Annotated in this window: 12 protein-coding genes and 1 tRNA gene; 1 reads left to right on the top strand and 12 read right to left on the bottom strand. The window is 63.0% G+C overall.

Translation table 11 applies throughout. The features are described 5' to 3' along the window. The first annotated feature begins 45 nt into the window (after nt 1-45). On the top strand, nt 46-774 hold the full coding sequence (locus tag MTAB308_RS19670; protein ID WP_066916135.1) for a hypothetical protein: 729 nt from the start codon (nt 46-48) through the stop codon (nt 772-774). A 111-nt stretch (nt 775-885) separates the two neighbouring features. Here MTAB308_RS19670 and MTAB308_RS19665 read toward each other — a convergent pair whose 3' ends face one another. The 12 genes from MTAB308_RS19665 to MTAB308_RS19605 all read right to left on the bottom strand — a co-directional run bounded on the left by MTAB308_RS19665 (nt 886) and on the right by MTAB308_RS19605 (nt 12,502). After that, complete coding sequence (locus MTAB308_RS19665) at nt 886-1,293, bottom strand: HNH endonuclease (RefSeq protein ID WP_066916137.1); 408 nt, start codon at nt 1,291-1,293, stop codon at nt 886-888. Nucleotides 1,294-1,327: 34 nt separating this feature from the next. Beyond that, nucleotides 1,328-1,403: transfer RNA gene (locus tag MTAB308_RS19660), tRNA-Thr, on the bottom strand. A gap of 457 nt (nt 1,404-1,860) precedes the next feature. Continuing rightward, on the bottom strand, nt 1,861-2,115 hold the full coding sequence (locus tag MTAB308_RS19655) for a hypothetical protein (protein WP_077101397.1): 255 nt from the start codon (nt 2,113-2,115) through the stop codon (nt 1,861-1,863). 698 nt (nt 2,116-2,813) lie between these two features. Next, nucleotides 2,814-3,584, bottom strand: a complete 771-nt coding sequence (locus MTAB308_RS19645; RefSeq protein WP_077101395.1) for a mannan-binding lectin — start codon at nt 3,582-3,584, stop codon at nt 2,814-2,816. 15 nt (nt 3,585-3,599) lie between these two features. Beyond that, nucleotides 3,600-4,316 carry a tetratricopeptide repeat protein gene (locus tag MTAB308_RS19640; protein ID WP_077101393.1) on the bottom strand — a complete coding sequence of 239 codons (717 nt, stop codon included), beginning with the start codon at nt 4,314-4,316 and terminating at the stop codon, nt 3,600-3,602. A 25-nt stretch (nt 4,317-4,341) separates the two neighbouring features. Continuing rightward, nucleotides 4,342-5,601, bottom strand: a complete 1,260-nt coding sequence (locus MTAB308_RS19635) for an MlaD family protein (protein WP_066916145.1) — start codon at nt 5,599-5,601, stop codon at nt 4,342-4,344. Beyond that, nucleotides 5,598-6,827 (bottom strand): MlaD family protein, encoded by a 1,230-nt coding sequence (locus tag MTAB308_RS19630; protein ID WP_077101391.1) that lies wholly within the window; start codon nt 6,825-6,827, stop codon nt 5,598-5,600. The genes MTAB308_RS19635 and MTAB308_RS19630 overlap by 4 nt, the downstream gene beginning before the upstream one ends. Continuing rightward, a complete protein-coding gene (locus MTAB308_RS19625) occupies nt 6,824-7,942 on the bottom strand; it encodes an MCE family protein (RefSeq protein ID WP_235852798.1) in 1,119 nt (372 codons plus the stop codon). The genes MTAB308_RS19630 and MTAB308_RS19625 overlap by 4 nt, the downstream gene beginning before the upstream one ends. After that, a complete protein-coding gene (locus MTAB308_RS19620) occupies nt 7,939-8,994 on the bottom strand; it encodes an MCE family protein (RefSeq protein WP_066916149.1) in 1,056 nt (351 codons plus the stop codon). Before MTAB308_RS19620 ends, MTAB308_RS19625 begins: the two co-directional genes overlap by 4 nt. After that, the gene (locus tag MTAB308_RS19615; RefSeq protein WP_077101390.1) at nt 8,987-10,042 is read right to left on the bottom strand and encodes an MCE family protein; all 1,056 of its coding nucleotides are present in this window, start codon (nt 10,040-10,042) and stop codon (nt 8,987-8,989) included. Before MTAB308_RS19615 ends, MTAB308_RS19620 begins: the two co-directional genes overlap by 8 nt. Next, nucleotides 10,039-11,634 (bottom strand): MlaD family protein, encoded by a 1,596-nt coding sequence (locus MTAB308_RS19610; RefSeq protein ID WP_077101388.1) that lies wholly within the window; start codon nt 11,632-11,634, stop codon nt 10,039-10,041. The genes MTAB308_RS19615 and MTAB308_RS19610 overlap by 4 nt, the downstream gene beginning before the upstream one ends. Before the next feature lie 4 nt (nt 11,635-11,638). Further along, on the bottom strand, nt 11,639-12,502 hold the full coding sequence (locus MTAB308_RS19605) for an ABC transporter permease (protein ID WP_066916155.1): 864 nt from the start codon (nt 12,500-12,502) through the stop codon (nt 11,639-11,641).

Genomic DNA, 12,502 nt, shown 5'->3' with positions numbered 1-12,502 from the left:
AATGATGCGGATTTACCTGCCGTGTCGCGAATAGACTCTGATGGCATGAACTTCGCCAAAGACATCGTGTCGCTTGCGACCGCCCCCGCGCGAGCCGGGCTCGCCGCCGCCGACGCGAGCTTGACCGTCGCCGCCGCGGCGGTGGGCGTGGCGAAGCGCGCGCTGGGCGAGGCGGGCAGTGACGCCAGGACCAACGCGATGGCCTCCATGTTCGGGCTGGACGACGCGATCACCCGCGCCAACCGGTTGGCCCGGCTGCTCGACGATGACGCGCCGCTGGGTCGCGCCGTGGCGCCCGACGGGCCGCTCGACCGACTCCTACGCCCGGGCGGGGTGGTGGACATGCTGACGTCGGAGGGCGGCGTGCTCGACCGGCTGACCGCCGAGGGCGGCGCGCTGCAGCGCGCCCTGCAACCCGGCGGGCTGGCCGACCAGCTGCTCGACGAGGACGGGTTGGTCGAGCGGGTGTTGTCGGAGGACGGTCTGGCGGACCGGCTGCTTTCCGAGGGCGGGCTGATCGACAAGCTGACGGCCAAGCGCGGTCCGCTGGACCAGCTCGCCGACGTCGCCGACACGCTGGCGCGGCTGACCCCCGGGATGGAAGCGCTGGAGCCGGCGATTGCCACCCTGCAGGACGCCGTCATCGGGCTCACCATGGTGGTCAACCCGTTGAGCAACATCGCCGACCGGATTCCGTTCCCCGGCCGCCGCCCCGGAAGGCGTACGTCGCCGCGGTCGGTGCGCTCCACGCGCATCATCGAAGGCGAGGAGTGAGCGGCTAGGCTGGCACCCTGATTTACCCGGCCTCCTTAGCTCAGTGGTAGAGCACTCGCCTTGGTAAACGGGCGGGCCGAACGTTAGTTGGATGCTCAGGCGGCTGGAGCGTCAATAGGACTTGCCGTCGGCGTACCGCAGTCGCCGGTGGTAGCGACCGCTGCCGCGATTCCTCGCTTTGTACGTCGGCAGCTGGCTGTCGCAGTTGGGACAAATGAGCCGCAGATTCTCACGGCGACTGTTGTTTGCGTCCCCATTGATGTGGTCGACGATCAGCGCCAGGGTCACGCCGTTCCACTTGTCCTCGATCCCGCAGATCGCACAACGACCCCCCTGCTGCTCATAGAGGTAGTCCCGGACGTAGTGGCCCTGGTAGGACGTGCGACCACAGACTCCGGTCTCGAGCCAGGCCTCCAAAAGCAAGCGTCGGCGGTGTGACTGCTGGCATGCATTGGTGCAGAACACCTTTAGCCGATGGCCTTCGAAAACGACTCCGCACCCGAGACAGGCCATTGACATAAGGACAGACGCTATCCCTCAATGCCGACATGAATGGAGCCGCGTGAGAGACTCGAACTCTCGACATCCGCTTTACAAGAGCGACGCTCTACCAACTGAGCTAACGCGGCCGGGGCCGGCTCAATGAGCCATGAGGATTCTACGACGGGGTGGTTCCGTCGGAGCTGCGCGCCGACCCAAGCCGGCGGATGTGCTGGCCGGCAGCGCGGTCGTGTCGTCATGCCGGGCCGAAACTCGCGGAAGGAGCGCCTGGTGAGCGAGCGGTCGTCAGCTCAATCCTGACAGGGGGCTCCGACGCTGCGCCCGTCGCGACGATCAACAAAGACGGCACAGTGACACTCGCCTTCCCGCAACCCACGTCCGCTAACGGGGCCTTCACCACAGGGCGGCGGGACCCTGGACGGTCGGACCGTTCGTCACAGGTGCAAGCGGCAACGTCGCGGCGAAGATCACCGACTTGGGTGGGGGCACGTGGGGGCCGTGGACCGTTGAATGCAACACGCAATACGAAGGCATCGAAGCGACCTCTTTACCGTCGAACACGATGGCCGCGCAACAGTCCGACGGCTAGCTTTTCATGCACAACGTGTGCGGTTCCGGATCGAAGCAAATCGGTGTTCCATACGGGCATTTCGGCAACTCGATCTGCGCTCGCCCCCATCCCCTCTTGACGAGGTGGCGTGACAAGAACCTCGCCGCCCCCACCGCGCGGGGATGGTTCTCGTGTTCTTCGCCATCCCACGCAGCATTAGCGAGGAAAGCTTCGTAAATGTCGCCGGCGAGGGCTTCGATGAGCGCCTTGACCTCGGGCGGTGTACTCATGGGCGCCCCTGTCTGCTCATTGGTAGGGAAACCACTTCGAGGTTCCGCAATGCGCGCCCCCGACCTTCTTGCGCAACGTCGTCATGCCGCCAGTCATGGCGCCTAGATAAACATCGCAGCTTCACGGGCCCTCGTTTTACATGCTCAACCTTAGAGGACGCTTAACATGTTTCAGTCTGAAATAGATTGCGCTCCTAGACAGCTCACTGCTCAACTCGCGGATGCCCGCGAAGGCACCTGCCCGTTGCAACCAACAACTGGATTTGAGCCCATCTAATTAGAAAGGGCCGTCGTCGGGTGCCGGTTCAACATCGCCCATGACCGGCGACGTGTGCTTGCGCCGTACCCGCTGGCCGATATGCTGCTCCGGCTGGCGGATGAACAGACCTAAAGGCCGTTGTGGTCGTCGGACATCCTGGCCGAGACACGCAGAACCATGGTGGAGAAGCGGACAAAGCCGATCGGCGTCTAACACTGATGCAGGAAAATTTCGTTGACGCCGAGATCACGGGCTACCGGGACCTAATTCCTGTGATGAAGAACAACGAGGACAGACACGTCCTCGCTGCCGCCGTACGAGAGACGGCCGAAGTGATCGTCACGTTCGATAGATGCGGATTCCCGGATGAAGCGCTCAAGGAGTACAGCATCCAGGGTGGAAGGCCGGCAACGCTGACACCTGGCGGGCCGGCAAGTGTTTAGATGCGCAGCACGGGGGCCAGGGCTGACAGCGGGATGTGCGCTTTTACGCTGCCCCCGTCCATGAACCACTGCAGGGCTCCCGGCGCGAAGTTGATCGGCTCGTCGTGCGCCACCGGGTAGTCGGGCATGTAGAGAATCAGCTCATTGGGGGTCAGCGCCCAGGCTTTGTATGCGCCCGAGTAGACCTTGTCGGGAGTCCAGCGGTCGAAGACGAACGGGTAGCTGCCCGGATCGTGGGGTGGCGGGGCCTGGTCGAGCGCGGTTTGGATGAACGGCGCACCCAGCGGGGGGATGGCGGTGAGGGGATCTGCCGTGGTGAGGTCCGACAGCTGTAGTCGCCTGCCTCGTGCCATGTCGAACGTGAACGTGCGGTAGGCATTGTTGGGCTTGGGCCCGTCGGCGTGGTAATCCTCGTGGAACACCACGCTGAGCAGGCTGCCGTGCTGGAACACTTGATAATTTTCCTCGCCGAAGCTGTCCGCGACCATGTGGGCTCCGGCGGTCCTCCAATTGTTGACGAGGGTGCGCAGATAATCGCGCACCACCGGACCCGTGGTCGGGTTGTCGACGAGGTCGTCCGGCACAGCGACCTTGATGTCGCGCAGGGCATTGCGTTCGGAGGTCACCGAGGTGTGGCAATACAGGCCGTCCCAGTTTCCACCGAGCTCGCCGCAAAATGACTGCGCGGATGCGTGCGCTGCACCCGCATCGAGAACGGTTGTCGCCGCGACCAATACCGATGTTGCGATGACTTTTGCGATCAGCATCCTTGCTCCGAACGATTAGAGCAGCTGGACTTTGCTTGCCCGCCAGCGGCCGTCGACCTTCTCCATGGTCATCTTGATTCTGCTGCGGTCGATGCGCGGATCGGGCGCAGCCATGTTGGTCACGGTCTGGTCGACAAAGACCAGCACCACAACCTTATTCGGGGATTCGGAGGCGATCGCCGAGTCCACCACCACCCCGTGCGCGGTCGCCTTGTTGTCGATTAGCAGCTGTCGAAGCTGCACGCTGGACTGGGTGTACATGTCCTTGAACTCGCCGGTTGCGCCATCGAGGACCTGACGGAAGTTCTGGTCGACGTTGTTGGAATCGATGCTGGTCAGCACCTCGGCGTACTTGACCGCCGCTTGTTGGGCCTGCTGGCCGGCCAGTTCCACCTGGTGCTCTTGCCACTGTTTCCATCCGAGGAAGCCGGAAATCGCAAGAGACGCAACGAGTAACACCGGCAGTATGCTGCGACGAAGGTATTGCCCCCATGGCCGTCGCCTCCAGCTTCTGGGTTCGTCCGCCCCGAGAAGCGTTTTCTGTTCACCGGAGTCGTCGGTCCCGCCCAAGGGGTAGTCCTTGGCCGCACCGTTGTCTTCGGCTTCGGCCGTTTCCTCGACGGCTTCCTCTTGCGCTTCGGCGTCTTCAACATCGCTGTCTTCAGCCCCGATGTCTTCGATTGTGGTTTCCGACTTTTCGTCCTCGGTATCGGTTGTCACGGCCATAATCATCTCCTTGTGCTGGGCTGGGTCGGTCTCAGTGCGGCGGTTCGATCGGCAGGGCCGGGCCGCCGTAGGGAGTCGGAATCGTGAAGCGGCCCCGCGGTGTTGGATCTGTTCTGCGTCCCAGATCCGCGCCAGGTGGCGGTCCTGCGGTGTCGTCGCCTCCGGGCCGTGGCGCGTTCTTGGCCGCACGGATACCGACTCCGGGATCGTCGTCGCGGCAGTAGGTGTACATGAACGGCTCGTAGTAGTCGGCGGAAGAAGGCGGATGCGACGGCGTGCCGTAGTCGCAGACATATCGCGGGTAGAGACTCGCCGTCGCCCAGACGCCATGGTCGTGGAACGAACTTGCCATGGCGTCCAGCACCGAACCACGGTAGTCGGGGAACAGCGCGTTGAGCGCGGGCACGCGCAAGTAGAGCAGCTGCGACATGGTGGCCATGCTGCCCAGCAACTGCACCATGGTGTCGGAATTGTCGGCGAAAAGGTTGTCGACGGCCGAAAGTGTTTGGGGTGTCTGCCCGGTTAAACGCCGGTAGCCGCTTTGCATTCCGGCGACGCCGGCCAGCGTTCGGTTGAGTTCGGTGGTGGTGGCGGCGAGGCCGGCATTCTTGTCGCTCGCCAGGGTGAGCACTATGCGGCTGGTCTTGAGGATGCTGGTTGTTTGGGGTAGCACCGAATCGAGCGTCGATAGCAGGAACGTGCCGCCGTCGATGATGGCAGCCAACTTCCCGGGTCCCTCCTTGCTGAGGCTGAGTTCCTTCTTGATCGACTCGACCTTGTGTGGATCGACCTGTGCCAGCATTCCGTCGGCGTCGCCGAGCAACTGCGCCAAGCTGACCGGGACGCTAGTACGGTCGAGCGCGAGGACGCTGCCGTCGTGCAGATAAGGCCCCGCGTCGGATTCGGCTTCGAAATTGATGTATTGCTCGCCTGCGGGCGATAGCGCCGACACGTGCGCGACGCTGCTCGCCGGTATCCGCACGCTTGACGTGATGTTGGCGACGGCATCCACGCCCCTGCCGGTGATCTGCAGCGACTCGACACGTCCGATTCGCACACCGCGCAGGGAGACATCCTGATGGGGCAGCAAGCCGCCGGATTCCGGCAACTGCACGGTGACCCTGTAGGACGATGCGAACGGCGTCACTCGCAACCCGCCGACGAGCAGGTAAGCGGTCGCCACGATCAAGGTGAGCACCAATCCCGCTACCGACAGCCAAATCTGTTGCCGGTGGCCTGCCCGCACTACTCGGACCACGACATCGGCGAGGCCGGCGACTGCTCGGGTCATCGCTGGGGCTCCGGCGGCGGGCTCGGTGCAGGCGGGGGAGGACCGGGGACGATATCGATCTGGCCGGGGATGATGGGGTCCGGTATGACGGGAACCTGCGGGGAGTTCGGGCCTCGGCCGACCACACGTTCCTGCAGACGCCACAGGGTGTATTTGAAGGTGCCGATGAGCTGGTTCCAGTTGTATCGGTGCGGTCCATGCAGGCCTATGTCGCCGGGGAATCCGATGTCGGGGATCGATCCGAGCGCCAGTTTGTCCACGCTGACGTGCACCGAAATCGAGTTCCCCGCTGTGGTTTTGACCATCGGGCCGATTAGCCGGTTCAAGGCCAGCAGACTCGTGTCCGGACTTACTGCAACGTCGTTGGCGGCCCTGGCGATCGTGTTCAGGTCGCGGATCAAGCTGCGGCCGCTGGTGTCGGTTCCTCCGATCGACGGGAACCTGCCCAGCAACCGAGCGGTATCACCGGCTTGCTTGACCAGGTCCGAGAGCTCAGTGGTGTTGGCGGACAGAGCCGAGGTGGCGGGGCTGGCCGCCCCCATCAGTTCGGTGATGGCGTGGTTCTTGATGTCGAGTTGCCTTGAAAGGCCGGATAGTTCGGTCAGTGCGGACGAGATCTGGTCGGACCGGGAGTTGAGCGTCCCGACCAGCTGGTCGGACTTGCGGATCAGGTCTCCGAACGCCTGGCCCTGGTTGCCGGTCGCCCTCCCGAAACCGTTGATGATGTTGGTGAAGTTGCGCACCGCGCCGCCGTTGACCAGGATCGCGGCCGAGCTGAGCACCGATTCAACGGTCGCGGCTGCCGCTGTCGAACCCAGACCGATGGTGTCGCCGTTCTTCAACACCGGCGTGTTCGGGTCAGCCGGCGCGGGCGGCCGAAGCGACACGAACACGTCGCCAAGTGGTGTTGCCGTACGCAATTCGGCGGTACTTCCGCGTGGCAGTTGTACGTCATCGCGAATGCGCAGGGTGGTGACCGCCGTGTAGTTGCGGGCAACCATAGATTCGACCTGGCCGACGTCCGCACCGGCCAGTTTCACCTTCGCTTTCATAGGTAGGTTGAGCGCGTTGGAGAATACCGCGGTCAGCGTGTAGCCGCCCGAACCGAGGCCGGGGGCCGGAAGGGGCAAGCTGGCAAGGCCATTCGTGGCACATCCGGAGCTGACGATTGCGGCGGCTACGATCGTCGCCGCGGTCTTCCTGGCCTTCGCCCGCCTGGTCATCATTCCTGCCCCATCGCAGACAAGCCGTCCAGCACGTACGTCAACCCGAAATCCGGGCCGAAGTCCTGAAGCGTCCCGGTACCGCATCCGAGTTGTCGAAGGCCCATCAAGTTGCAGATCTCCTTGGTGTACTGGCTGTCGAAGACCATTCGGTCCGTGAGGAAGCGCGCACGCACGCTTCCGTTGGCCCGATCGATCATGTTGTAGGCGTTGTCGGCCACGAGTGGGCCGAGGTCCAGAAGTTCGGCGAGGCCGCGGCGCTCGTCGGTCACCGTCTGCAGAATGTTGTTGCCGTTGGGCAGGGCGTGCTTGATGCTGTCGCGATTGGCGTCGAGGAGGTCGCCGGCCTGCTGGACCAGTTGCTGAAGCTTCTTCCCTGTGTCGCCGCTGCCAAAATCCTCGTCTGCCATGACTTGGCTGACTTGGTGGAGAGTGGAGGCGAATTCGCGCAGCTTTGCGTCATTGGCGGCCACGGCGTCGAACAGCGTGCTGATGTTTTTGACGATGGTGCTGATCTGCTCGCGCGTCTGGGCGCCACCGTCGCTGCTGAGCCGCAACGCCTTGGAAAGTTCATCGAGCGCAGCTTTGATCTTGCCGCCGTTGCCGTCGACTACCTCGGCGCCGCTGTTGAGAACGTCAGCGACGGGCCCGCCGCCATGGCCGTCTCCCTCAAGTGATTTGGTCACCTTGTCGAGAACGCTGAGCACGCGGCTGAACTCGACTGGTGTCTTGGTTCGGGTCAAGCCGATCGTGTCGTGGTTCTCCAAGGCAGGACCGCCGTGGTACGGCGGGGTGAGCTCGATCTGCCGGTCGGTGAGGATGGACGTCGACACAGTGACGGCCTGAGCGTCCGCGGGAACCTTGACGTTGCGGTCGACCGTGAACTGGACCTCGACATAGCCTCCCCTGGGGATGATCTTGGTGATTTTGCCTACCGGCATGCCTAAAACGGCTACGACGTTGCCTTCGTACAATCCTGAGGCGCTGTCGAATTGCGCGGTGACGGTGATTGGGTCGTCCCCGGTGCCCAGGTACCACCACCCGACGCCGATCGCCGTGAGCGCTGCGATGACGGCGGTGATGACCGTGGTCTTGAGCCTGCCCGTGAGCCTGGTCACTTGCAATCCTTGAAGTATTGGATCATGCCAAACTGTTTGGCGCGGCCGCTGATCGCGCACATCCATGAGTCGATGGCGGGGATGTTGGGGGCGTTGAAGTTGATCGCGTTGCCGTCACCGGTGAGGTTGGCCGCCTCGCGGAAGAAGATCGGGGTAACTTGCAGGAGGTTGCGCAGCAGGTCGTCGTGTTTACCAATCAGGGTGGTGAAGTCGCGCATGTCGTTGAGCAGCGAGTCAAGACCCGAACGATCGTTGACCACGAGCTGGCTCATGTTGTCGACAAGGCTGGTCAGTGATCGCATCATCGCGTGGAAAACGGCTCGCCGCGCCACGAATTGACTCAGCAAGTCTTGCCCTTGGTCGACCAGATTGCCGATGCCTGCTTGCTGGCGCCGCAGCGTGTTGGTCACCTGTTCAGTGCTTCGCAGGAGCTGGCCCAGTTGGTCGCGTCGCACGGCGATGACCGAGGAGAGCGAGTTGATGTTTGCGATCGCCTGCGGCACGACCGAGGGCAGGCCCTCGAGTTGCTTGCCCAGCACCGCTAGGGATTGCGCAAATCTGTCGGAGTCGACCTGCTCGAAAGTTGTCGTGGCGTCCCGCAATGCGGCTTGAAGATCGTAGGGAACTTCGGTGTGTGACAAATCGAACGTGTTGTTGGGCAGGGACGCCGGGCCGTTGGGCTCCACGGAGAGGTAACGCGAACCCAGGATGGTAGTCACTTTGATCTTCGCCTTGGAGTCCTTGCCCAGCACGACATTTCCGCGAATCTTCAGGCCCGCCTCGACATGGTCGCCGACGAGTTTCATGCTGGTGACGTTGCCGACGGGGATGCCCGCGACCACGATCGGGTTACCGTCTCGCAGCGAGGCAGCCTGCAGAAACTCCGCGGTATAATGCCGATACCCGGCGCCGAGTGCGTGAACCAACAACATGGTGCCGATCAGCACCGCCACCACCGCGACCGCGATAGACCCAAGCCACATCTTGTTGTAGCTCTCGAGCGGACGTTTCCTCATACTCGTAAGTCGGAGCCATACGGACGAATCAGCCATCTGCTGTGCTCCGACATCTCGGGCTGTGCCACGCCTTGTTTCCGGGTGTGGCGGCATTGATGATGATCGGCACGATGTCGTTGAAGCCGGGGTAGAACGCCATGAAGTTCACGTCGCACACGTAGGCGTTGCCGTAGGCGCCCTGGTCGCCGACTCTGGCGAGCCCCTTGAGCAGCAGCGGCATGTTGTCGCCGAAGTAGGCCAGCTGGGGTTCGATATCCATTAAGTGTCTGGTGGCACCCGGCTTACGATCGATGAATTCGCGAAGCGCCGGATACACGTCCGCGGCCGAGGCCGACAGCCGGCCCATCACCCGGGCCAGCGTGCCGACCGAGGCCTGCAACTCGGGACGACGCTGATCGAGCTTGGAAACCACGTCACGGGCCTGTGTGATGACACCGTCGAGGTTGTCGTTCTGCTGCGCAAGGTTGCCAACCACCTTGTTCAGGTTGGTGATCACGTCGCCGAGCGCCTGATCCCTTCCGGCGAATGTCTCTGTCAGCGTGGATGTCTGGCTGATCAACGCGGCAAGAGAGGACGTATCGCCCTGCAGCGACTGGATGATGCCCTTGGTGAGGTTGTCGGCATCCTGTGGATTCAACAGACTGAACAGCGGCTCGTAGCCGTTGAGTAGCGCGGTGACGTCGAAGGATGGTTCCGTGCGCTCCAACGGGATGACACTCCCGGGCGCAAGCGCATCTTGATTGCCTTCCTTGTCCAAAGACAGGCCGAGGTAACGCTGCCCGACGATGTTCTGGTACGTCACGGAGGCGAGCGTGTTCCCGTAGAGGCGTTGTTGCTGCTGCACCACGAACGTGACCTTCGCGAGTTTCCCGTCGAGTTCGATCTTTTCGACCCGTCCCACGCGCACCCCGGCCATCCGGACGTCGTCACCCTCTCGAAGTCCGTAGACGTCGGTGAATACCGCCGAGTATGAGTTCGTCTTCCCGGCCACGTCGCGCCGTAGGCTGACGTACACGAGCCAGGTGAGCGTCAGCGCGACGATCATGAACAGGGCGAGGCCGATCAGCGGCCCCCGGAATTTCATGTGGGTCCCCCGCCTGGTGGTGGATGAACAACGGAAACCGTTGTCCCGCGCGCGACCGGACCCAGCAGGAGCTGAGTGGCGTCAGACGCGGTTTGGCCGGTGATCACGCTCAACATATTTCGTTCTTGTTGGCTGCCAACCGGCCCGACGTTGCCGCCGAAGGACGTCCGGAATGAAGACTGCGGAATCCACGGCGCCTTCGGTGCCGTCGGTGCAACCCAGGGGGCCTCCAGCGGGGGTGAGGCGGGCGCGGGCAACCCCGGCGATGGGTTATCGGGATTGGCGCTTCCCGGCACCGGTGGCGACGGCGTCAGCCATGCGGGGAGAGGGGGATTGGGATCGGCAAGATTGGGATTCGGGTTGATCAGCGGCGGCCCGACGGCGACGAGGTTGCCGTCCGGGCCGATAACCGTCCCCGGCGGCGGTGCCAGATCCCTGGGCGGCTGATAGTTCTGCGGCAGCAGCACTTCCGGCAGATCAGGCCGTACTGGGACCAGCGGTGCGGTGAAACAGCTGGGTGCCTTCAGCTCGCCGTAGTGGGGGCAGTCGGCACGTGTGTAGTCGTAGTTTGGCGTGAACGACAGTGTCGTTCGCATATTGCCGACATTCTTGTCCGGCATCCAGACTTCCTCCATGAATCTGTTGGCCAGGTTGTCCAGCTTGGTAACCCCCGGCACGAAGTTGTTGGATTTCTGCGCCAGCACTCCCAGCACCGGCGTCAAGTCGGTCGTGATCCCGATGAGCTGATCGATGTGGTTGGCGAATGATTCACGAGTGGTGCCCACGGTGCGATCGGCGCCGTCGATCAACGTGGCCAACTGCGCGCGTGTCTCCGCAAAGGTTCGCATCGGTGCGACGGCCTGATGCAGGGCGTCAACAAGATCAGGCGCGGTATCCTGCAGGCCCCGGGTCGCGTCGACGAGCGCGGATATTGTCGACGCGCCAGAATCGGTGCTGACGATTGAATTGAGCTGGTCGAGAAGACGATTCAGTTGCGTTCCATCGTTCAGCAGTGCGATCCGACGATGGTCGGTGGCGGCAGCCAGGGCTGCCAAGATCCCTAAGGACCGGTCTTCTCGCCCGCGCCCCGCCGCGGCGAGCAGGTCCCGCAGCTTGCTGATCGTGGTTTGGAACAGCACCGTCGGCAGCCGGGTGTCCTCGGGAATGTGGGCGCCGGAGTGCATCGTTGCGCCCGGTCCTCCAGAACCGACGCCCACCAGCTGCACCGACGAAACCGCGAAGACGTTGCTGGGTACCACCCGTGCGGTCACGCTGGCCGGAATCGACTGCGCGTACTCGGGTTTGAGGTCAATCTGGACGTAGTTGGGTTTTCCCTTGGCGGCAGGAACGACACCGTCAACCGTTCCGACCAACACGCCGCGATACTTGACGTCGGACCTTTCCGGGAGGCCGTCGCCTACGTTGACCAGATCGGCGACCACGCGGACGTAGTCGTTCAGCCGACCCGTCGATTTCGCCAACATACCCACAGTGAGCAGCACCGCGACGACCACAACCGCCATTCCGATACCGAGCAGCTGTCGATCCGATGGGCCACGTCCGTCCAGCTCAAAGGAATTGGGCTTAGCCATCTGCCTAACCACCGAACCTCGCACCGGCGTCGGCGCCCCACAATGCCATGGTGAGCAGCATGTTCACCATGATCACGACGGTGATGCTGGCCCGCATACCGTGTCCCGCGGCAACACCTACCCCCTCGGGGCCGCCGCTTGCGTAGAACCCGTAGTAGCACTGAATCGTGGAGGTGATCCAGACGAAGACGGCGGCCTTGAATAACGAATAGACAATGTCTTTTCCGGCCAGCATCAACGAGAAGTAGTGCAGGTAGGACCCGGTCGAGCCCCCGCTACTGATCCCCACCACCACCTGAGTGGTCAGGTAGCTAATCGCCAGACACGCGGCATATAGCGGAAGTATCGCGATCACCGAGGCGATCAGCCGGGTGGTCACCAGGAACGGGATTGGCCGGATCGCAATCGATTCCAGGGCATCGATCTCTTCGGCGATGCGCATCGACCCGAGCTGTGCGGTGAATCGGCAGCCGCCCTGCATCGCAAATGCCAGCGAGACCATGAGCGGAGCCAACTCGCGGGTGTTGACCAACGATGAGACGAAGCCGGTCGCGGGGCCCAGGCCGAGCAGGTCGAGAAAGTTGTAGCCCTCAATACCGACCAGTGCACCGACGGTCATCCCAAGCACAAGAGCTACGCCAGCGGTGCCACCACCCACAACGAGTGAGCCGTTACCCCAGGTGATGTTCGACAGCAGTCGCAGGAACTCACCGCGGTAATGACTCATGGCGATCGGCACCGCGACCACCGCTCGAAAGAAGAAGACAAGCATGTGCCCAAGCCGAACGATCGGCTTGGTCATCCTCCGGTGGAGCCTAAGCAGCCGGCCCGCAACGGGTCCCAGTGGCAAGTAAGTGGAGACCGCCAT

This window comes from Mycobacterium terramassiliense, assembly GCF_900157385.1.
GTDB lineage: Bacteria > Actinomycetota > Actinomycetes > Mycobacteriales > Mycobacteriaceae > Mycobacterium > Mycobacterium terramassiliense.
This window is presented reverse-complemented; position numbering and strand designations above follow the sequence as displayed.